Below are 22,296 nucleotides of genomic sequence, written 5' to 3'. Positions count from 1 at the left end.
GTAATTTTCCCCATAATTGATGAAAAAATAATCATTTAACTAAGCAAATATCTTTAAGCTGATTAATCAATAAAAAAAGGTTAACTCATAGAGTCTAACGTACAAAGACTTATGAGTAACCCTATTTCAATCGTAATAAATAGTTTCAGATTCTCTAAAATTTACAATTACCTTAGCTTGTCCTTCTACAATCTTAGCAAATTCATCCATCGTAGTGTCATACTTAATATAGATTCTAGGTAAAAGATAGACTTCATTCTTTGTACCCTTTTCAAGATAATATTTCGGATCTGTCGCTACTGCAAATTTATAGTACTTTTTTGTTTCCTCAATTACTTTATCATTATGATAACCATAAGGATAAGAGAGCGCGATCACATCTTTTCCGGTGATTGATTGGATCTTATCTTTGGAACCTTTCAACTCATGCTTATAATCATCTATTTTCCTTAAATCCGGATGGGTTGCAGTGTGCGATTGGATTGAAAACATCCCTGAATCAGACATCTTTTTTAAGTCCGTGCTAGAAAGTCGATCCGGCCATCCAATATAATCAGATATCGCAAATATAGTTGCTCTTGGTGTAAACGTATCCGATTTCAATTTTTGAAAGATTTTTAACACATTTAAGTTATTTTTATAACCGTCATCAATTGTAATAAAGATCGGTTTCTTTACGTTATTACGGTCTCCCCATTGTTCAAAAGTTAAAGGCGTAAAGCCATGATCACGTAAATAAATCATTTGTTTTTCGAAATTCTCTGGTGAAACAAATAAATCCCTTACTCCATGACCCGTAAACTCATCGATATTATGATAAATTAAAATTGGAATTTTGTCTGCAGCATGTGTCTTTTCTGGTAACTGCATCCACAAAAATAGACATAGAAAAAATAAAGTTATCTTTCGCATATAAATCCTCCCTTTATCTTTTTACTATTTAGTGTTCCAATTTCCATTTTATCTATCATTATTTATAGTAATTTTATACTAATTGAAAAAATTATTTTACCTACGATTTAACTATACAATGATGCTTAACTTGTCTATTAATAAATTAAAGCCCATTACTCATAATGTAGTAACGGGCCTTTCTATTTAGTGGTTCATTTTAGAAGGGTCAATTTGGTTGAATGTTCCTTCAATCGGATTGATATCAAAAGCCTGACCGAATCCAGCGATAAATCGACCTTCTATTGGTGTAAGCTTGAATAACGACAGATCAATTCCTCTTAAAACCTCAATCATCTGATCTCCATGATTTTTTACAAACTTTTCAAATATGTGCTCTTTGTCCACATTGCCCACGAATTCAGGAGTACATTTATATCGAATTCGCTCTCTTGTAAATAATATTGGAGAAGTTGCTTCGTCTGCAATAATCATGATACTTATAAACTTATTGTTTTCTAAATGTTGAAAATGAGCTGCGATCTTACTAATGAAAATATAGAAGTTACCTTCGTAGATGACAAAAGGTGAATAACTAATATGCGGATCCCCTTTATGATCCATTGAATTGATCATCAACGTTTTACATTCAGATTGAAGTTTTTCATATATTTTAAATTGAACTTCTAATTGTTTTTCCATAAGCATCTCCCTTAAAGAAAATATTCCCCTAAAATTTCATGATAATAATCATCATTATCAATTATATTTCCAGAATTTTAAATCAAAATTAAAGAGCCTTAGTTACAGTTAAGGCCCTTCTATATCAAAGTTTTAGAGAGCTTTTACTCCCTTTTGACCATTCATTTGAAGAAGTGATTTGTTTATTCATATCATCCTCTTCAATCAATGTCTATGTTCGTCAATATTTACATTTTTATAGTATAAAAGCTCAAATTATTTCCGTGAAAATATTTTGGGACTTCGTTTTCATTTGTGTTCTACTTGTTTTGATAAAATACTTCTTTATTCATCTACCCCACACCAATCTAGTAAAGTGTAGGCAATTACCTCCGCACAACGAAATAATTCATCTAGATCAATGTATTCATTTGGATAATGTGCAACCTTTGTTTCCCCTGGTCCAAACACAATCGTAGGTATTTGTTTGATTTGTGTAAATAATCCACCGTCCGTCCCCCATGGAGAAGCTTCAATAATCGGTTCATTTTTATAAACATAACGATAAGATTTCTTGAGAGATTCCATAAATGGATGCTCAAGATCGATACTACCTGGTAACCATCTTGCTCCGAAAAATTCAATCTCAACCGGATTTTCAATAAACCAATCATCTATTAATGAGAGTGTTTTAAGCCACCTCGTTATTTCAAGTTTAGCTTCTTCAATTGTTTCATTTGGTGAAACACCTAGTCTTCCCTCAAGAGTAACTAAATCGGAGACTGAGGAGGGCCAAGTACCCCCATTTATTTTTCCGATATTAATTGGTATTGGAATTGGCACATTTTTGTAAAGTGGATCATCTAGTAGTCTTGTATTTCGAACTTTTTCTAATTGATTTATATGATTTATAACCATTATACTTTTTTCAATTGCACTAACTCCTTCATACCTCGTTCCACCGTGGGCAACTTTACCTTTTACTTTTATTCGAAACCAAACACTGCCTTGTTGTTTCGGAAATATTTTCATTTTAGTTGGTTCTGGAATAAGGACAGCATCTGCAACGTATCCCCGTAATATTGTTGCTAGCGTACCTGCCCCTCCGCTTTCTTCCTCAATAACACTTTCAAAATAGATATCGCCTTTAAGTGGAATATTACATTTTTTTATTGCCTCAATCGCAAATAATGCAGCAACATTTCCACCCTTCATATCTGTTGATCCCCTACCAAATAAGCGATTTCCTACGATTGCACCACTATACGGATGGCGCTCCCAACCACTTATTTCACCTTCAGGAACCACATCAATATGTCCATTTAATATAATCGATCGACCATTTCCTGTTCCCTTTAGAATTGCAACGATATTCGGACTATCTTCAAATGAAGTTCGTTCTGAAATAAAATAGGATGATTTTGTTAATTCCTCAATTGTCGGCTCAAAACGATCAATTACTAATCCAAGATTCTGTAAATAATTTGAAACAATTTTTTGAGCAGCAGCTTCATTTCCTGAAACACTTTTTTCACGAACAAGATTCTGAAGTAATTCAATTGCCTTGTTCTTATTTTTTTGAATGTAGTCATTAATTTTAGCTTTCAAATCCAATTTTGATCACTCCCAACGATGAACAACAACATTTGGGTTCACAAATAGTGGAGCACCAGTTTTCTCAATCACATCGCTGACTAAATATGGAGACATTACTTCATTTAACCAAAGCTCTCCACTTTCTTTTTTAACTTCAATTACGGCCATTTCAGTAATGATTAAATCTACGCAACTTGGAGATGTAAGAGGAAGTGTACAATCAGAGACTATTTTTGGGTCACCATTTTTATTAGTATGGTTCATTAAAACAATTACTTTTTTTGATTTTTGAGCTAAGTCCATTGCTCCACCAATTCCTGGCACTCTTTTACCAGGAACAATCCAATTTGCTAAATCACCATTTTTACTAACTTCAAGAGCACCTAGTACTGTTAAATCTAATAAACCTTTTCGAATAATCGCAAAGGCTATGCTGCTATCAAAATAACTAGAACCTGGAATTAATGTTACAGGTAATCCTGCAGCATTACATAAATTCTCATCTTCTTCACCCTTTTGTGGAGTAGGACCTAAACCTAACACGCCATTTTCTGCATGGAACATTACTTGGCAATCATCTGGTAAGTAATTTGGGATAAGTGAAGGAATTCCAATCCCAAGATTCACTATCATACCGCTCTTTACTTCTTTTGCTGCACGCTTTGCCATTATTTCCCTAGGATTTATTTTTCCCAAACCCACTTCCAATTCACCCCTTCCGATTGAACGATGTGGTTTACAAAAGCGCCAGGTACGATAATTTCTTCAGGTTCTAATGCTCCTAAAGGAACAATTTCATCAACTTCGGCAATAGTGATTTTTCCGGCCATTGCTACATAAGGATTCGTATTGCGAGCACTTTTATCAAAAACTAAATTCCCAAAAGGATCTGCTTTCTTCGCATATACAATTGAAACATCTGAAATGAGAGGAGTTTCAACTAAATACTCTTTTCCAAATACATTCACCCTCTGTTTATCAACATCTATTACACTATCAATCCCTATATCTACTAAAACGCCACCTAATCCAACTCCACCCGCTCGTATCCGTTCGATAAAAGTACCTTGAGGGCTGAACTCTATTTCTAACGTACCATCTGTCATTTGCTTTCCAGCATTCGGATTTGATCCGATATGCGTTGTAATCATTTTTTTTACTCTTTTAGCCGTCACTAATTGTCCGATCCCAACATCAGGAAAACCCGTATCATTTCCAATTAGAGTAAGATCTTTCACACCTTTCTCTAAAATGCTCCTTATTAATGTTGGTGGATTACCGATTCCTCCAAACCCACCGAACATTAACACCATATCATCTTTAAAATAAAGCAAAGCTTCTTCAATACTAATGATTTTCCCGAAAGTATTGATTGCCATTATTTAATCTCCTTTGCTTCTTGATTTAGCTCATTAAATACTTCCTTCAATAAAGTTAGCAATTCATTTACTTGCGCATCAGTAATGACTAAAGGTGGAGAAAGCAAGAAACTATTTTCAGATCTTCCATATGGACCACTAACAGATGGATACAGTAATAATCCATGATTTTTGGCAATCTCAATTACACGATTTGTTACACTTTTACAATCAAACAGATCATCATTTATTTCAATACCGATCAGTAGTCCTTCACCCCTGACATCGAAAAGAAAAGGATACTCTTTCTGCCATTCTTTTAGTTTTAATTTAATCTTTTCACCTTGTATTTTAGAATTTTGTACTAATCCGTTTTTTTCGACATAGTTTAAAACGGCTAAAGCTATACTTGCAGAAAGAGGATTCGCACTAAACGTATGTCCACTCATAACAAGTCGACTGCCTTCTAAAATTGGTTGCATTACACGATCACTTGCGATTGCTGCAGCAATAGGCGTATAACCAGCCGCCAATCCCTTACCAAGGACTAATAAATCGGGTACACAACTCCAATGGTTCATTCCGAACATTTCTCCAGTTCTACCTATTCCCGTCATTACTTCGTCCGCAATAAGTAGGACATCGTGTTTATCACAAATTTCTTTAATTTTTTCATAATATCCTTTTGGAGGAGTTAACGCAGCTCCTGCCGCACCAACAATAGGTTCAGCTATAAATGCTGCCACATTTTCCGAACCCAATTTCTGAATTGTACGATCAAGTGCAGTCGCACAAAGTAACCCACAACTTTCAGGCTCTAATTCAAATGGGCACCTTTTGCAATACGGCGCTTCAACCATAGGATAATCCTCTAGTAAACTAGTAAAACGTTTCCTCCTTAAAGGGTGCCCTGACATAGATAAGGATCCGATGGTGATACCATGGTAGCTCATGCTTCTTGATATAATCTTCGTTTTCGTATGAATTCCTCTTTCTTGAAAATGCTGTATTGCCATTTTCATAGCTGTTTCAGTTGCTTCAGTACCACTATTAACAAAAAAACTCCAGTTTAAATCCCCAGGTGTTAGCTGAGCTATTTTTTCAGCTAATTGTTCTGCCGCCTCACTCGTAAACTGTGATCTATAAACAAATGCCACTTTAGAGGCCTGTTTTACCATTTCATCAATTATTTCCTTAACACCATGACCAATACTTGCCGCAACTGCACCTGAAGAACCATCAATATATTTCTTTCCTTGCTTGTCCCATAGGTAGATAGTTTCTCCTCGATCAATTGTCGGATAACAATCACCTACAAGTGGTTTTATTAAATAATCCCTTTTAGTCATACTATCCCACCATCTTTCACTTAGATCTCATTACTATATATATAGTTGAAAGCGCATGAAGTTAGACTAATGAAAAACAATAGGGTTTACTTCGAATAAAATTATGAGGTGTATAGAAGCAAGATTGAAATATTAACGAGGCGTAAAACAATTTAGTATTATTAAAAATTGAAAAGCAAATAACAAATAGAAAAGGTTTAAATTAATTTAAATAAAGCTACGCTAAATTTAAATGTTGATTGCAACTGAAAAAGACCACAAAAATGTGGTCTTACTTTACTTTATGTAACGAACAATTGCGTTAGCCGACCATGGATTAATAATTACCTCAGTCCATGGAAGTTTATAACTTACTTCAATAGTTGTCGAAGAAACATCTACAAAAATTTCACCATTTCAAAATGTTCCACTGTTGGAAATGGGTCGTAAAAATGATGAAGCTGCTTTTTCCAATCTTGGTATTCATTAGATTGCCTAAATCCAATTGTATGGTCCTCCAATGTTTCCCACTGCACCAATAATAGATATTTCCCTTTTGTTTCCATGCATCGTTGTAATTCATGAGACATGTACCCTTTCATAGAAGAAATAATTTTTGATGCTTCTCGAAAAGCTTCTTCATATTGTTCCTCCATACCTTCCTTAACATATAGCATAGCAGCTTCCAATACCATTTAATCACCCCTAATTATTTTGATCTGACTTTATATTATTCGGCAAAACTTTAATCTCCACCTTTAAGTGTAATTAATCCACTAATCTACTAATTAGTTGAATAACAAAAACAACATTATTCTTTAATACAGAACAAAATAAAAAGAGCTTCGAGAAAATTACCTCTCTTAGCTCTTTTTTCTATCATCATTTAAGCAGTCTCTATGAACAGCTTCTGTTATTTTTTATTTCCGAATTTCATCATTAAATAATAACTTACTTTAGGGAATACTGAATAAACTTTTGCTCCAAATCCCATCCATGAAGGTAAATCGATTTCATGAACATTTTTTCCAATTAAAGAAATAACTTTCGAAGCAACTTTTTCAGGGTCTAGCATCATTTTTCGAACAGATTTTGCGTACGATCCTGACTCATCTGCTATATCAAAAAACGGTGTATCCATTGGACCTGGATTTATATTCGTAATATAGATACCGTCTTTTTCAACTTCTTGTCTTAAGGCATTGCTGAAACCTAGTACTGCATGCTTAGAACCTGCATATGCTGCAGCCTTCGAAGTTGCAATCTTACCAGCTAAAGAAGCGATATTAATAATATGCCCCTTCCCTTTCAGCTTCATAGACGTAAGGGCAAGCTTTGAACAAATCATGACTCCAAATACATTGACATCAAACATTTGCTTCATATCTTGAAGTGACATTTGTTCAACCGTTTGAAATAGACCATACCCTGCATTATTTATTAAAACATCGATTCCATCAAATTGTTCCTCGATCTGGTGAAATGCATCGTATACTGCATTTTCATCTGTCACATCTACAACAAAATAATGACATTTAACTGGAAAATCTTCTTGTATTTTTGCCTTTAAGTTTTTTAGCTCTGTTTCTCTTCTAGCAATTAAGACGATATTAGCGCCTTGTTTTGCTGCAGTTAAAGCTAAATCTTTCCCAAGACCACTAGAAGCACCTGTTATTACTACCGTTTGGTTACTTAACCTCAAAAATTCCCACCTCTATTATTGACTGACTGAATGCTCATTCGTTTTATACTCAAGTATACCATCATTTCGTTCATTTAAACTAATAAAACCTAAGTTTTCCAGATAGTCTAATTGACCAATTGTTTCAGATATAGTAAGTGAAAGTTGCTTTTGATAAACCTTTGGAAATAACATTTGGCAAACTTCATATGCAGTTAACGGTTGTTTTTTAATCATTTCATATACTTTTTCAGCTCTAGCTTTTTGCTTTTCTAATCTACTTTTTACTAACCCTTTAATATCGATAACTGGTTCACCATGTCCAGTATATAATTTTGTAATCGGAAGTTCTGCTATTCTTTGTAAAGAGTGATTGTATTGTAATAATGGTTTTACACGTTCGGTTTCACCATTTAATGGAGGCTCTATGATTGGGTTTGACGAAACTTTATCTAATAATAAATCTCCTCCAAATGCAATGCCATCATCCTCACTAATTAAAGAAATGTGAGAAGTTGCATGACCAGGTGTGTACAATACTTTCAACCCAAAAATACTATCAATTCGATCGCCTTCATCGATCGTATGAGTTAAAGAACGAATACTAGTATATGGCATTTTCTCTGTTGTTCGTGGCATTCTTTGTACATATTCTTGTGGTACACCGTATAATAGCGCATTTTCAATAAAATACTCATTATAGTAATTTAAAAATGATTCGTCCTGGGTTAAATATGGAATATTTCGTTCATGACCTAATATTTTTACATCCTCATTAAACTCCTCTAATAGTCCTGCATGGTCTGGATGATGATGAGTTAAAATGACTTGTTCAATATCTTCTAATTTATACCCTAATTTATCTAATTCACTTTTAAGTGCATCTAATGTATCTGGAGTATTCGTTCCTGTATCAATTAAAGTCAATAAATCTCCTTCAACTAAAAAAACATTTACAGTATTCATTGCATACGGTACCGGGAGTGTAATTTGGTGAATCTTATCTTCAGGGATCATACTTATTCCTCCTTATCTGAATCTTCTTACAGTTAATTCTAATATACATTTAAAAAAATAAAAACAAAGATGATTAGAATTTTACATTAATGTAAAGACAGAATCTAGAATGTACAGAAAACACGGGGACGGAAAAGGAATTAATCGTTACAAAACTTAGAAAAATTTCCTAATTACTTCTTTTCTCATTAAAATTTTCCCTTCAACTAAAAATTATTTAAAAATATTTTTGAAAAATTATATAAAAGTAATATGTCAACAAGGAATATAGCATTTATTTCTCTAATATAAATATCTATTACAATAGAGGTGAGGTGAATGTAATGTTTCTAGGCAAAGTTGCGTTTATTGGTGCAGGTAGTATTTCAGAAGCATTAATTGCAGGGTTAATAGATAGTGGGTATATTGAGAGTGATCAAATTGCGATCACTAATAGGGAGGATTTAGAGCGTTTAGATAGTTTACATACAAAATACGGTGTATTAGCTACTACTAACCGTCAGTTAGCAATCTCTGGTTCAAGTGTAGTTTTTTTAGCGATGAAACCTAAAGATGTTACAGTCGCTCTTGATCAAATTAAAAGTTTTTTCAATGAAAAACAATTAATTATTTCCTTAGTAGCAGGTGTTACAATCAATACAATTAAACAGTTACTAGGAAATGAAAATCTGAATATTGTTCGTGCAATGCCTACTACGTCTTCACTCGTTAGGAAATCTGCTACAGCACTTGCTTATCCAGATGAAGTTCCTTTTGAAAAAGTGCAAACAGCAAAAAGATTATTTGAGCGTGTTGGTATTGTCGCTAAAGTTGAAGAAGACGAATTACATGCTATGACTGGATTATTTGGTAGTGGTCCTGCCTATATATATTATGTCATCGAACAATTTGAACGAGCTGCAATGGCACTAGGGATCCATCGTGATATTGCCAAGCCATTTATTCAACAAACTTTAATGGGCTCGATTTCAATGCTTCAAGAAACGAATAAATCTCCATTGACATTGAGAAAGAAAGTTACAAGCCCAAATGGCACTACTCAAGCTGGAATATCTGTTCTTGAAGACCGTGAAGTTGCTAATTCATTTTTAAATTGCTTTATTGAAGCAACTGTTCGATCACGTGAGATCCAAGAGGAATATGAAAAAATTAATAAAATTTAATCTGCTTGTCATGACTCTCTTCTTTAGGTAATAAAATGATACAGGTAACTGTGTTGTCCTAAGGGGGAGAGTTTTCTGATGAAAATAACAAACCGTAGTGTATTACGAGCAAGTATTAAGCGTATTCTCATCACAATTGCTTTAATCGTCACACTAGTTTTAATTGTTGGCTTTCTAACAATCAGTTATGTTGTTGGCAATTCAATGGTAGAAGCAAAAGGCAAACCACTTAGCTACCCTCAAAAGGTATCAACTCTCTTACTATTAAAATTCGATTCATTAAAGAAAAATAAAGAATCAAATCATGAAGTACATAAAAAGCTAAATTAAGGGTTTAACTAAGTTCAAGCCTGAACTGGCATCATATTTTAAAAAAAAGAGCAAGGGACTCTATATTGATCCCCTTGCTCTTATTTTTAATCATTTTTGAGTTGCATGACTTGTTGAAACTTCTTCATGCATAATATGAAACTCTTTTTTAATAATATCTTTTTTCAACTTAATATAATCGTCTTCACTAATAGTTGGTGGTAGTGTAATTAAAATTCTTCGATAAACCGAATCACTATCTAGTGTAATACAGCTCTTCAAATTAGAATATTTATTTACAAGCTTAGCTAATCTTGCTAATGCACCTTCATGTTCCATCGTACTAACAGTTAATGAATAACCGCCGTCTTTTAGTCCCCATGCTTCTTCTAATAATTCAAAAACTGTTTTATGCGTTAAAATTCCTACAAATTCATTTAGATCGTTTACTACTGCTAAATAAGGAAAACGTTTAATCGTAAAGAATACTTTGAAAAATGGTGAATCCTCCTGAATTGGTGGACATTCTTTGCGCACAAAATCATTTACTGTCTTGCCTTGCAAAGAATCGTTATCTACTAAATACTCAGCTAAATCCACACGATAAAGATTTCCAACATACTCTTTATCGTTTTCACTTAAAACTGGAATACATCGATATTTTGTTTTCTTTAAAAGATCCCAAGCAAACTGCGCCTCAGTCGAAACCATACAATGAACTACATCATGTTTTTTTACGATATTACCTTTAATTCTCAATAATAACCCTACTTTCAAATTTATTTTACTAGTCATTCTTAATTTTTCTCTTTTAAAAACACCTATACAAAAATAAAAACTCCATCAAGTCGCATGATTTGAATAAAAGCACTGTTAAAATAAATGGATTCCATTAACCGCCCCACATTCCAAAGATTGAAACTCTAAAAACCTCCTTATACGCTCCTCATTGTTGGATCTTTTGATGTTGAATTATGTGGGAATCTTACGAATCTTACTTTAATAAATAACAATGTCTTTTAAAACGATCTCGAAGCCTTTCATAACTAATTCGCCCTTTCTCAAAATCTACCTTTTTTGTTTGATAAACTAATTCTAAATTTTCAAATAATTTTACAATACTATTTAAAGTCAACATCCTATCTATATTATTTAAAGAGAAATTTATTCCAAAATAATCAAAAAACAGACAAAAAATTGGGTTCATGAGGTACTTATATTGCCTTTTCTTGTAATCTACTTCCTCATAACAGGTTCACGAGGTACTCAAAATGCTCTTTCAGCCTTTTTAAATCCACAAAAAAAGAAGAGATTGGTGATCTCTTCTTCTCAAAAACGATTATGCTTCTTGCTTTACTTTATTTGTCAGTTCTTTTTTTAATAAGTCAATTTTGTAATCAAATGATTGTAGATCAAATTCTGAACGAACTCTTAGCTCTAAATCACGAATTTGTTTTTCAAAGTAGTTGAAGTCAATTGATGGCATTTTACTATTAAGTAAATGGTGAGTTTCATTTATTTTTTTTGTCGCGTGAGCCATGTTTTGACGAGACATTAAGTCATATTTTTTCGTATGAAGCTCTTTTAGCTTTTTTTCAATTTGATTAACTTGCTCATGCATAAAGCTAATTTCTTCTTCTGTTTTAGCGATTAATGTAACAAACTTTTCAGCTTGTTCTTTATAAAAAGCAAGATCTTCAGTTGCACGTTTGATTAACTCTTCGGCACCCGCTTCATTAGCAACCTTTAATTGCTCTTCACGTTTTTGCACCATTTGAAGTGCTCCCTCACGTTCGACTTGGAATTTCGTACGTAATGAGTAATGTCTTTCAAGTAATCCCCTTACTTTTCCTAATTCACTTTCAGATTGTTTAATGAAGTAATTTAATTGTGAGATAGGATTTTGTTGTTCTTTCTCATCTAATAAGCCATGTAAATCCGCTGAGATTTGATTTTTAATACGAGTAAATAAGTTTTTCATAATCATACACTCCTCTTATTTTATAGGGTTAAAATTTTCATCATAAACATTAAATTCATCATCTTTAAGTTTTTTTTGATTTTTATAATCTTTATATAGGTAATAAAGCAAAATTGCTGCTGCTGCACCTATTAAAGAAGGAAGACCACCTATTGCAATCGATAAACCGATTAATCCAATAATTGTCCAGATGATTTTCATTAAAATCGAATCTGTTTTCATAAACTTTTTAAAACTGAAATATGTGATTACTAACCCAAGTGCTAAAGTAATCAAGCCACCTAAATTCGCTAAAGCAACTCCAATTAATATTAGTACGAGGATAAAAGTTAAGAACTTCTTCATGACCTCGTCGCCTCCTTTCAACTTATACTCTTATCTTATACAAGTTTTTATATCGGAATAATGGCCTGAGGAATGGTTTTATATCAGACTTAAGAAGTAGAAGTACAAGACAAACAAAAAACCAGATCAATTTTGGTTACCCATTGATCTGGTTCTGACTAAAAATTAGGAAGTTTAACTCCTGCTTTTAATTGTAATAATTGTGATACCGTTACAAACTGATAGCCCTGCTTTTGAAGAGCTGGTAAGATTTGCTTCAGTGCATCGACAGTTTGACTACGGTCCCCCCCGTGATCATGAAAAAGAACAATATCTCCTTTTCTAGTATCTTTTAATACATTTGATACGATTTTATATACTCCAGGATTTTGCCAATCAAATGTATCCTGATGCCAAGACCACATAACAGTTAAATAGCCAAGATCATGCACGGTATTTATTGAACGCTCACTATAGTAACCAAATGGTGGTCTAAATAATACTGGTTCGACATGGGTTGCAGCTATAATTGCATCATGAGTTTTATGTAATTGATCTCTTATTTGTTCATCAGTTAAATACTGAAGTCTAGCATGCGTATATGTATGATTCGCAACTTCATGACCTTCTTTTATTTCTCTCATTACAACTTCAGGAAATTTCGCAACTCTCTCACCGACTAAAAAAAATGTAGCTTTAGCATTATACTTCTTTAACAAATCTAAAACTTCTGGGGTATATTCATCATTCGGCCCATCATCAAATGTAATTGCTATTACTTTCTCTTTTACAGGTACCTCCCAAATAGCAGTACCTTGTTTTTCATAGTAATATCGATTTTTACTTTCAGCTGATGCATTAATAGAACTGTAAAAAATAAATTGGAAACTAAAAATTAATAAAAGGATAACTTTTAACTGTTTCAAAGCCATGACCTTCCTTTTACACAGAATACTTATATCATGTCTCTAAACGATTCTTTTATGTAAACTTCTCAACTTTTTAAGCTTTTGCATCTTAACTGAAAATTTAATCATTTCTTGTGATATCGTATTCATCAAAATCATTCACGATATACGTATGATCAAAGATTTCACGTGCTTCATCTAACAATTTTTTTGAAGCTTCCCCTTGATATCTTGCACTTATATGTGTTAAATAGAGTGTTTTAATCCCCTCACATTTAGCAACTGTTGCAATTTGAGTACTTGTAGTATGGAAATAATCATAAGCATGAGCTGTTTCATCGTCTGCAAAGGTTGATTCATGAACTAATACATCCATACCTCTTGCAAGCAAATTACTTTTATCAGTTATACGAGTATCCCCTGCTATTGCAATGCGTCGACCTTTTTTTGAAGATCCAATAAAATCCTTACCATTTAAAATTCTTCCATCCTCTAAAGTTACTGTCTTCCCTTCTTTTAGGAATTTATAAACTGGCCCTGGCTTTACACCAATTTTCTTTAATTCCTCTACGTTCAATTCTCCAGGTAAATCCTTTTCAATAATTTGATAACCAAATGATTGAATTCCATGTTCAAGTTCTACTGCTTGAACAATAAATTGGTCATCTTCAAAAACGATCCCTTCAGAAATTTCAACGTAATGAATCGGATATTTTAAGTAAGTACCACTAATTTTAAAGCTAGTTTCCACATAATCCTTTAACCCTTTAGGTCCATAAATTGTTAATAAATCTTCTCCACCTAAGAAAGTTCTACTACTTAATAATCCAGGCAATCCAAAGATATGATCACCATGGCAATGAGTAATAAAAATCTTCTCGATTCGTCGTGGCCGAATAGACGTATGTAATATTTGATGCTGTGTTGCTTCACCACAATCGAAAAGCCATGTTGCTCCTCTTTCCTCTAAAAGCTGTAATGCAATACTTGTTACATTCCTACCTTTTGATGGCATTCCTGCTCCCGTTCCTAAAAATACAAGCTTCACGTTAATGCCTCCATCTTAATCATTTCTAATTGTTACAGTACCACTTGTCTATTAAATTGCCAACACTTTAAAGAATGATTTATGAATTGATTGGGAAATTTACACAATAGAGCTTAGTTTTTTAAATATAATATATGGAGGAAAACAATGCGAAGACGTTTTTTCCAAATCGCCACTGTCTCACTAATTGCTAGCCTTACTTTAACCAGCTGTGCTAATCGAAATAATAATATAAGTGCATCGGAGAAAGAAAAAGAAAATGATTTTAAAATTGGAATTGTTATGGGTAAAACTGAAATTCACGATAAAGGATTTAACCAAGCAGTTTGGGATGGAATTATAGAAACTGGAAAGAAACATGGTTGGAAAGAAAATAAAAATTATGTAAAAACAGATGCTCCAACAGACAAAGCAGCAAAAAAAGAATTAATGAAGTATGCAAAGAAAAAATATGATTTAACATTTGGAATAGGCTATTCATTTCAAAAAGCCATCTCTGAAGTTGCGAGTAAAGAAAAAAAATCGGACTTTGTCATAATTGATGGGATTGTTGAAAAACCAAATGTTGTTAGCGTTACCTATCGTGAAGAGCAGTCAGCATTCCTCGCTGGTATTGCAGCTGCGATGAACACTAAAACGCATAAGATCGGATTTATTGGTGGTACAAAGGATCCATTTATTAAAAGATTTGAATATGGTTTCAAAGCAGGTGTTATGTCCGTGGATCCAAAAATAAAAGTATTGACGGAATTTGCAAATTCATTTGATAAACCTGCAGACGGAAGTAAATTAGCAAAAACCTTATACAATGATAAAGGTGTAGATATTATTTTCCAAGTAGCAGGAAAAACAGGATTAGGTGTATTTACTGAAGCTAAAAAATTAAAGAAAAATGGCAAAAAGGTTTGGGTTATTGGTGTTGACCGGGATCAATATAAACAAGGATTACCGGAAAATGTCACCCTAACATCAGCAATTAAACGAATTGATAAAGGCGTAGATGAAGTAATCACCAAGTCATTAAAAGGGAACTTTCAAGGTGGACGCATTTTGAGATGGGGTATTAAAGAAAATGGCGTTGATCTTGCAAAAACAGATAAGAATTTAAATAAAGATACAAAAGAGCAAGTTGATTTATATAAAGCAAATATAAGAACAGGTCATATCGAAGTACCAGAAACAAAAAAGGATTTTGATAACTTCTCTCCTACAAAGCCTGAAAAAGCAGAAATTAAAAAGAAAAAAGTAAAAATTGGTAAATAAAAAAATCTTGTCCAATTATATGAATATTCTGCATATAGTATAGTACCAACAAAAAAGTTAGGTGTGATACTATGTCAATTCGAGATTTCATATTACTCTTCTATTGTTTTATCATCTTTTTATCTGTACCAATTGGGTATCGATATGCTTCAAAGAAAACAAAAGAAACTGGACAATTTTTACCGTATTTAGTAGTATCGCTTGCCATTGTTTTAGCAGACGGAATCCTTTCAATATTAGTTTGGTCACTATTTACATCACAAATGGATACATTCATGTATATCGGTGGATTACTTACTGGAATGATTTTCACATCAATCTGTGGCCTATTACTATTAACCGTTTTACTTTTAAGAAGAAAATATTTTTTAAACTCATTTGTTGATCTAAACACTGCTAGAATTGGAACAAATCCACCACCTGATGATCAATCTACCAATGATTTAAAGAAATAGAGCTCTTATGCTCTATTTCTTTTTAGTTGAATATCTGTTACTTCACTTAAAAATTTCGTAATTCGAAGCTAATAAATTGAGATTTAGTTCTAATATTGTTTATACTTTCTTTAATTGATTTAGGAGGTTTCATAATGAAAGTTACAATTTATTCGGACTATGTATGTCCGTTTTGCTATTTAGGAAAAAAACCACTTGAGGACGCTATTAAAGAAGTTAGCGATGTAGAGCTTGAATGGAAACCATTCCAATTAAGACCTGAGGGAGCTGAACCTTTAAGTCCTAATAGTTCTTATATTCAACAAGGATGGAAATTCGGTGTTCAACCACTTGCACAAAAACTTGGTGTAGAGTTGATTTTACCAACAATGGATCCCCATCCTTCAACTAAAAAAGCTCATAGAGGCTTTCTATTCGCAGAAGAAAATGGAAAAGGTGCTGAATATGCTCAAGCAGTTTTAGCAGACTTTTGGACAAAAGGTAAAGAAATTGGTGATGTAAACGTACTGGCAGATATCGCTGAAAAACTTGGCTTAGACCGTTCTCAATTCATTGAAGCTGTTTCAAATACAAAATATGACTCATCGATTCAAAACCCTAATTTTATTAATGCAGTACCAACTTTTATAATTGGTGATCAAGTTTTACAAGGTGTTCAAAGTAAAGAAGCATTTATTCAAGCATTAAACAACCAAAAACTTGTTGAGCAGTCTTCATTAAGCTGCGACATTGATGGAAACTGTTAATACTCTTTAATAAGGATGTCCCCTAAGTTTTTTTCTAACTTATGGGACATCTTTTTTAATTTAAATTAACTGGGATAAACAATTTTTCAATTCATTATTTTGTTAATAGTTCACCGATTCATTCTCAATCAAGAACAAACAAGCACAAATAACGAATCATTTCCCAGCTACATTAACTTGACTCCAATCAATCACAAACGGATTACCAGTTAAATTTTTTCTTACTTCAGTAACAATACTCATTTGCTTTTTTATAACTTCTGATTGAATTAATTTTTCTCCATCCCCACTACCATCATAATACAATGGCTTCTTCTCCATAATGTCACCTCCATTACTTATCAATGATTTATATTCTTTTTCTATGTCGAAAACCCCTTTTCGAATTTGGTAATTCACAAAACTTTTTACTCAAAAATTATTTTGCTATGAGCAATTTGTAGGACCTTAAATTTTTAAATCTAAGAACATGGTATCTATTTCTTTAATTATTTAATTTTTCTTACTATAATTACAATATAAATCTACTTTGAAAGGTGTTTTTCTCATGATAAAAGTTGGTATTATTGGTCTTGGCGCAATTGGCCAAAGATTAATTCCTTTATTTTCAAACCACCAAGAAACAAAAATAGTAGCAATATGTGACACATTAGAGGAAAGAGTTCAAGAAACAAGTAGCCAATTAGAATCAGTTTTAACCTTTACAAATCATCTTGAGATGCTTGAAAATACAGAACTTGATCTCGTTTATGTGACTGTACCTCCAAAATATCACTATTCGGTAGTAACTGATGTAATCGCAAAAGGAATTAATGTGCTTTGTGAAAAGCCTTTGGCAAACTCAACAGAGGAAGCTCTAGGACTTTATACCCAAGCTAAAGAAAAAGGTATTTTTCACGCAATGAACTTTCCATTAAACTACAATGTTGGTAGTAAGTCTTTTGCTAGCCTTATTAAATCCGGATATGTTGGCGACTTAAGAAGAATCGAATTAAAGATGCGTTTTCCTAATTGGCCGAGACTATGGCAACAAAATGAGTGGGTTGCTACAAAAGAACAAGGCGGTTATGTATTAGAGGTTGGTGTGCATTATATTCAACAAATTCAAAAGATTTTTGGTAATATGAAAGTAGGCACGAAACATATGCAATATCCCGCTGACCCTCTTGCTTCCGAAAATGGAATTATCGCCTTTTTAGAATTAGAAGATGGCACTCCTGTAATAATAGATGGCTTAAGCCAAATTGCAGGTGAAGAAGAAATTAAATTTACAGCATACGGTTCGAAAGGAACTCTTTCTTTAGTAAATTGGGCTAATTTAGAAGGAGGAAAAATCGGCGAGCCAATTCAACAAATTGAAGCCGATCAAACTTTAGCTGATTCATTAATTGACCATTTAGTAAAGGCTCTAAAAGGTGAAGAAGCTACAATTATAGATTTCTCTGAAGGCTACAAAGCACAAGTAGTTTTAGAAGCATTAAGAGGATAAATCCATACATAAAAGGAAAAGGTGCTTTCTCTAAAAAGCACCTTTTTTAACGCTTTTAATGATTGGTTTTATTTTACCGGAATCCAAATTTCAGTATAATAATCTTCACTAAATGGATTTCCTTCTGGATAAAGTTCAAATTCTGGGATACCTGCATGTGAATAGCCACTTGAAGGAAACCATTCCGAATAAATCTTTTTCCATGCCGATTGCATTGCGTTCGGCATCGCTCCATGAACACCAAATACAGCCCATTTTGATGCAGGAATTTCGTGAAAATAAAAACCTTCTGGTACATCTCCTTCGTATTCGGTTGCAACCCAATATTCTAGTAAATTTTTTGATTTTTGCTCCTCGCTCATCATGCATACACCTAAAACACCTTTAATGTCACCGTTGTTCAATTCGTACAAACGATCACTCGTACCATTTTCATTAACCTCTTCCCACATTTTAGGAATCAGTTGCTGTTGTTGATCATTCAAATAAGAAAACTCTTTTTTTACTCCAACTACTTGAAAAGCACTTTTTTCAACAATATTAAATTGCATTGGTTCGGCTCCCTTCAAACTCACCTGAATAACGAGGCGGTTATATGATTTTAGTTTTCCAATAAACTTTCTTGCTTCACTTGGTGTTACACCATGCTGTCTTCTAAACGCTTTTGCAAAAGCCTCAGGAGAGTCATACCTATATTTCAAGGCAATATCAATTATTTTATGATCAGTAGTTGTTAATTCATTGGCCGCTAGCGTCAATCTTCTTCGTCTTATATATTCAGCTAGATTAATATCAGTTAAAATTGAAAATGTTCGCTGAAAATGAAAAACAGATGAATTAGCTTGTTTAGAAATTTCTTCAATCGTTAACTCGTTTAATAAATTGTCTTCAATATAATCAATTGCCTTTTGTAAAGATTCAACCCAAGCCATATGACTCCTCCCTTAATTACATCCTAACAAGTTAAATTGATTGAGTCCTGTCTTTTTATGCTCTTTTGTGACAGATAATCGTCAATTAGTCTCTTTTCGATCAGTCATTGATAAAATGACAATCGTACTTATAATACATAGGCTACCGATCCAATCTATCATTTCAAAATTTACTCTTAACCAAATGACTGACAGTACAGCAGCTGATAATGGTTCCACACATGCAAGTAAGCTAGATTCGGAAGCATTAATATACTTTAAACTCTCTAAGTAGCAATAAAAGGCTATTAACGTTCCAAATATAACAATAAAAATGACTGCGAAATATGCACTCATCGACCAATGACCTTGGAAATTAAAAGGTGAATGTATGAAACTAAAACAAATTCCACCGATTAGCATTCCCCACCCTACTACGATAGTCGACCCAAATTTTTTTAAAAGATTCTGAGGATGAATTGAATAAAATGCTAAAGCAAAAGCTGACGCTAACCCCCAAAATAATGCCCATCCAGTAATAGACAATCCTTTAATCGTTCCATGTGTTACCAATAAAAATGTCCCTGCAAGCGCTAAAATGACAGCCAGTACTTCTTTTCTAGTTGGTACTTTTTTGAAACGCATTGCTAAAAAGCATGTAATAATGACAGGTGCCAAATATTGTAAAATTGTTGCTGTAGCAGCATTTGAAGCTTTTATTGCGGCAAAGTATGTATATTGAACTGCTAACATTCCAAGAATACTAAATAACAATAAACTAAAGATATCCTTCTTATCCTTCCAAATTTCCGTTATATGTCCTTTTTCTTTTAGACTAGCAAAAATTAATAGGATGATTCCTGAAAACAATAATCGAATAACGACTAACCATTCTGGACTAAAATGATTTCTTTGAAATACAAATTGTGCAACAGTTCCAGATATGCCCCATAATATTGCCGCAGTTAATACGAGAATAATTCCCTTCGTTCTAGAATTTGTTAAGGCAATCTTATCTGCACTCATTCTTACTCCCTCCACAAAAAACAACAAATTAAAATAAGTTAATAGAAAAATCGTACCTAAATATTCAGAATATATCAATCAAAAATCTTTTTATTTTCAACAATTAGATTAATTGAGAAATTATGATTAGAAATTGCTTAATTGGAAAAATTGAACATATACGATTTTGTATTAAATGATTTAGGAGACTAGTCTATGAATGAGTTATATGAATGTATCATAGTAGGGGGAGGTTTCGCAGGCTTACAGGCATCCATTCAGCTTGGTCGATACCAAAGGAATGTACTCGTAATTGACTCAAATTATGGTCGCTCAACATTATGTAAAACATATCGTAATATATTAGGTTGGCCGAATAGTATAAGTGGACAAGAGCTAAGACAACTAGGAAGAAAGCATGCTGAAGTTTATGGTGTATCATTCATCCAAGATAAAGTAATAAGTATACAAAACGTAAACAATCAATTCTTAATAGAGACGGAAACAGGAAAATCTTATTCTGCCAAAACAGTCTTACTAGCAACTGGACTAATTGATCGAATTCCTCAAATTAAAAATCTAGTCGATTGTCTTGGATCGACAATTTATGTTTGTCCAGATTGTGATGGATATGAAATTTTAAATAAAAGTGTTTTAATACTTGGATCTGGTAATATTGGTGCAAATCTTGCCATAACATTAGCTTATTGGTCAAAACAAATTACATATATTAATCACGATGGACATGACCTTGACTCCAAATTACATGACCAACTACAGAAAATTGGAGTTCACTATCGAAAAGAAACGATTAAAGAAGTACTCAAAGAAGACGATTCCACTTTTAAAGGCATTTGTTTACATAGTGGTGAAATAATTTATGGGGACCGAGCATTTATTGGTTTTGGTGGAAATAAAGTACAAAATAGTCTCGCTATCCAGCTAGGAGTAAATCTTTTAAATAATAAGCATGTTATTGTAGACTCACGGACAAAGGAGACGAATGTTACAAATGTATGGGCAGCCGGCGATTTAGTAGCCCACTCTCAACAAGTCACAATAGCAATGGGCGATGGTACCCAAGCCGCTGTTTGGATACAAAAAAGATTATTAGAAATGAGTGTAAAAGAATCATAAATAAAGCACTTTGTTCCCCCATCTTTTAGCCATTACACAGCTTAAACTAAAAATTCCCTACACCTTATCCATCTAACAAAATACCATTTAAGTTTAACAAAAAAAGTATTACATCATTAAAAGAAGTAATACTTTTTTGCTGTTTTCACTTAACAAATCGTATTAGAAAAATACTTTTATTAAAGTATACATAGTGACGATTGCTAAAATAAACACTAAAATTGGTATTAATATTCGGATGAAAGTTGAAGGTATTCGATATCTTCTATAAGTATCCTCAATACAAATAATACATAGTAAATAGATTAATCCTGATATAATTGCTCTAGCTAAATCAAAATTCCCTAGTGATTTAATGGTGTGATTAACATGCTGAAATATATAAAATTGTACAAGATTAAAAATTAAAAATAATAAAAAATAATAAAATACACTTAATATATAAGTACTAAATTTTATTTTTTCATGCTCAATATTTTGGCGCTTTCTAATAAAGCGCTTCTTATGTCGCTCTTTCCTCGGTATAAATTGTTCGTCCATTTTAGTACATCCTTAGTTTAAAAATTAAATTATTTAAATCAAATTCTTACCTATATTGTACATAAACATTCCATTATTTAAAAATTTATAATACATCTCTACAAAATTTACATCAAACTAAATAATCATAAAAATAATTATACCAAATTTCATTGAATACATTTACTATTTTTTTCCAAAAAAAATAAAAAAAGTGTACTTAGAATGAATCTAATTACACTTTTTCACGCTACTGAAAAACAACCTTGTTAAATAAGTTAGCAAATTTTCGTAAAAGAAGTAGAGTGATGTTGATTTCCATGTGACATAAGAGTATGACAACATCTTCTTTTTCACTTTTACATCTCATAAACCTTTTATGAGTAAGGTATTTTCTTATTTTTGCTGTTTTACTTACTCATGTACCCTTCATGCGGAACCTTTTTTCTTATTTTTGCTGTTTTACTTGCTCATGAACCACTCATG

25 protein-coding genes are annotated in these 22,296 nt (G+C 32.8%); 7 read left to right on the top strand and 18 right to left on the bottom strand.

The window, feature by feature from the left end; genetic code table 11:
• Window positions 1-126: 126 nt before the first annotated feature.
• From BM319_RS00230 to BM319_RS00190, 9 genes are all read right to left on the bottom strand, one after another.
• Complete coding sequence (locus tag BM319_RS00230; protein ID WP_069033430.1) at window positions 127-912, bottom strand: polysaccharide deacetylase family protein; 786 nt, start codon at window positions 910-912, stop codon at window positions 127-129.
• A gap of 186 nt (window positions 913-1,098) precedes the next feature.
• A complete protein-coding gene (locus BM319_RS00225) occupies window positions 1,099-1,593 on the bottom strand; it encodes a HugZ family pyridoxamine 5'-phosphate oxidase (RefSeq protein WP_069033431.1) in 495 nt (164 codons plus the stop codon).
• Between the two features lie 324 nt (window positions 1,594-1,917).
• Window positions 1,918-3,186, bottom strand: a complete 1,269-nt coding sequence (locus BM319_RS00220) for a peptidase (RefSeq protein WP_069033432.1) — start codon at window positions 3,184-3,186, stop codon at window positions 1,918-1,920.
• Between the two features lie 6 nt (window positions 3,187-3,192).
• Window positions 3,193-3,837, bottom strand: coding sequence for a 3-oxoacid CoA-transferase subunit B (locus BM319_RS00215; protein ID WP_439097777.1), 645 nt, complete (start codon window positions 3,835-3,837; stop codon window positions 3,193-3,195).
• Window positions 3,838-3,851: 14 nt separating this feature from the next.
• A complete protein-coding gene (locus tag BM319_RS00210; protein ID WP_286133816.1) occupies window positions 3,852-4,481 on the bottom strand; it encodes a CoA transferase subunit A in 630 nt (209 codons plus the stop codon).
• Window positions 4,482-4,546: 65 nt separating this feature from the next.
• On the bottom strand, window positions 4,547-5,875 hold the full coding sequence (locus tag BM319_RS00205) for an aspartate aminotransferase family protein (protein WP_069033435.1): 1,329 nt from the start codon (window positions 5,873-5,875) through the stop codon (window positions 4,547-4,549).
• A 377-nt stretch (window positions 5,876-6,252) separates the two neighbouring features.
• Entirely contained in the window at window positions 6,253-6,549 is a 297-nt protein-coding gene (locus tag BM319_RS00200; protein ID WP_069033436.1) for an antibiotic biosynthesis monooxygenase family protein, read from the bottom strand.
• 218 nt (window positions 6,550-6,767) lie between these two features.
• Window positions 6,768-7,556: an SDR family NAD(P)-dependent oxidoreductase gene (locus BM319_RS00195; RefSeq protein ID WP_069033437.1), complete on the bottom strand. Its 789-nt coding sequence runs from the start codon at window positions 7,554-7,556 to the stop codon at window positions 6,768-6,770.
• Between the two features lie 15 nt (window positions 7,557-7,571).
• A complete protein-coding gene (locus BM319_RS00190) occupies window positions 7,572-8,552 on the bottom strand; it encodes an MBL fold metallo-hydrolase (protein ID WP_069033438.1) in 981 nt (326 codons plus the stop codon).
• A gap of 323 nt (window positions 8,553-8,875) precedes the next feature.
• Between BM319_RS00190 and proC the strand changes: the two genes are divergently transcribed.
• Together proC and BM319_RS00180 are read left to right on the top strand one after the other, a co-directional pair.
• The gene (proC, locus tag BM319_RS00185; RefSeq protein WP_069033439.1) at window positions 8,876-9,715 is read left to right on the top strand and encodes a pyrroline-5-carboxylate reductase; all 840 of its coding nucleotides are present in this window, start codon (window positions 8,876-8,878) and stop codon (window positions 9,713-9,715) included.
• Window positions 9,716-9,793: 78 nt separating this feature from the next.
• On the top strand, window positions 9,794-10,045 hold the full coding sequence (locus BM319_RS00180; RefSeq protein ID WP_069033440.1) for a hypothetical protein: 252 nt from the start codon (window positions 9,794-9,796) through the stop codon (window positions 10,043-10,045).
• 90 nt (window positions 10,046-10,135) lie between these two features.
• Here the strand turns inward: BM319_RS00180 and cbpA are convergent, their stop codons facing one another.
• The 5 genes from cbpA to rnz all read right to left on the bottom strand — a co-directional run bounded on the left by cbpA (window position 10,136) and on the right by rnz (window position 14,285).
• Window positions 10,136-10,819, bottom strand: a complete 684-nt coding sequence (gene cbpA / locus BM319_RS00175) for a cyclic di-AMP binding protein CbpA (RefSeq protein ID WP_084006841.1) — start codon at window positions 10,817-10,819, stop codon at window positions 10,136-10,138.
• 544 nt (window positions 10,820-11,363) lie between these two features.
• A complete protein-coding gene (locus BM319_RS00170; protein WP_069033441.1) occupies window positions 11,364-12,005 on the bottom strand; it encodes a PspA/IM30 family protein in 642 nt (213 codons plus the stop codon).
• A 15-nt stretch (window positions 12,006-12,020) separates the two neighbouring features.
• Window positions 12,021-12,350, bottom strand: a complete 330-nt coding sequence (locus BM319_RS00165; RefSeq protein ID WP_069033442.1) for a lmo0954 family membrane protein — start codon at window positions 12,348-12,350, stop codon at window positions 12,021-12,023.
• A gap of 158 nt (window positions 12,351-12,508) precedes the next feature.
• Window positions 12,509-13,261 carry a polysaccharide deacetylase family protein gene (locus tag BM319_RS00160; RefSeq protein ID WP_069033443.1) on the bottom strand — a complete coding sequence of 251 codons (753 nt, stop codon included), beginning with the start codon at window positions 13,259-13,261 and terminating at the stop codon, window positions 12,509-12,511.
• A 97-nt stretch (window positions 13,262-13,358) separates the two neighbouring features.
• On the bottom strand, window positions 13,359-14,285 hold the full coding sequence (gene rnz, locus BM319_RS00155; protein ID WP_091021034.1) for a ribonuclease Z: 927 nt from the start codon (window positions 14,283-14,285) through the stop codon (window positions 13,359-13,361).
• 147 nt (window positions 14,286-14,432) lie between these two features.
• Here rnz and BM319_RS00150 point away from each other — a divergent pair, with 147 nt between their 5' ends.
• The 3 genes from BM319_RS00150 to BM319_RS00140 all read left to right on the top strand — a co-directional run bounded on the left by BM319_RS00150 (window position 14,433) and on the right by BM319_RS00140 (window position 16,749).
• Entirely contained in the window at window positions 14,433-15,548 is a 1,116-nt protein-coding gene (locus BM319_RS00150) for a BMP family lipoprotein (protein ID WP_069033445.1), read from the top strand.
• A 71-nt stretch (window positions 15,549-15,619) separates the two neighbouring features.
• Window positions 15,620-16,003 carry a hypothetical protein gene (locus BM319_RS00145; RefSeq protein ID WP_069033446.1) on the top strand — a complete coding sequence of 128 codons (384 nt, stop codon included), beginning with the start codon at window positions 15,620-15,622 and terminating at the stop codon, window positions 16,001-16,003.
• A gap of 134 nt (window positions 16,004-16,137) precedes the next feature.
• Complete coding sequence (locus BM319_RS00140) at window positions 16,138-16,749, top strand: DsbA family oxidoreductase (protein ID WP_091021033.1); 612 nt, start codon at window positions 16,138-16,140, stop codon at window positions 16,747-16,749.
• Between the two features lie 156 nt (window positions 16,750-16,905).
• On the opposite strand, the gene BM319_RS24475 is transcribed toward BM319_RS00140, so the two are convergent.
• Window positions 16,906-17,070, bottom strand: coding sequence for a hypothetical protein (locus BM319_RS24475; RefSeq protein WP_175403476.1), 165 nt, complete (start codon window positions 17,068-17,070; stop codon window positions 16,906-16,908).
• A gap of 226 nt (window positions 17,071-17,296) precedes the next feature.
• Here BM319_RS24475 and BM319_RS00135 point away from each other — a divergent pair, with 226 nt between their 5' ends.
• Window positions 17,297-18,238 carry a Gfo/Idh/MocA family protein gene (locus BM319_RS00135; protein WP_069033448.1) on the top strand — a complete coding sequence of 314 codons (942 nt, stop codon included), beginning with the start codon at window positions 17,297-17,299 and terminating at the stop codon, window positions 18,236-18,238.
• A 68-nt stretch (window positions 18,239-18,306) separates the two neighbouring features.
• Here the strand turns inward: BM319_RS00135 and BM319_RS00130 are convergent, their stop codons facing one another.
• Both BM319_RS00130 and BM319_RS00125 read right to left on the bottom strand, forming a co-directional pair.
• Complete coding sequence (locus tag BM319_RS00130; protein ID WP_069033449.1) at window positions 18,307-19,170, bottom strand: AraC family transcriptional regulator; 864 nt, start codon at window positions 19,168-19,170, stop codon at window positions 18,307-18,309.
• 81 nt (window positions 19,171-19,251) lie between these two features.
• Window positions 19,252-20,175 (bottom strand): DMT family transporter, encoded by a 924-nt coding sequence (locus BM319_RS00125; protein WP_069033450.1) that lies wholly within the window; start codon window positions 20,173-20,175, stop codon window positions 19,252-19,254.
• Window positions 20,176-20,370: 195 nt separating this feature from the next.
• Between BM319_RS00125 and BM319_RS00120 the strand changes: the two genes are divergently transcribed.
• A complete protein-coding gene (locus tag BM319_RS00120; protein WP_069033451.1) occupies window positions 20,371-21,291 on the top strand; it encodes an NAD(P)/FAD-dependent oxidoreductase in 921 nt (306 codons plus the stop codon).
• Window positions 21,292-21,453: 162 nt separating this feature from the next.
• On the opposite strand, the gene BM319_RS00115 is transcribed toward BM319_RS00120, so the two are convergent.
• The gene (locus tag BM319_RS00115) at window positions 21,454-21,831 is read right to left on the bottom strand and encodes a hypothetical protein (protein ID WP_069033452.1); all 378 of its coding nucleotides are present in this window, start codon (window positions 21,829-21,831) and stop codon (window positions 21,454-21,456) included.
• Window positions 21,832-22,296: the final 465 nt, after the last annotated feature.

Source organism: Bacillus sp. UNCCL81 (assembly GCF_900112535.1).
Taxonomy (GTDB): Bacteria; Bacillota; Bacilli; order Bacillales; family Bacillaceae_G; genus Gottfriedia; species Gottfriedia luciferensis_B.
Note: the sequence above shows the minus strand (reverse complement) of the source record. Positions and strands in the feature narration are given on the sequence as shown.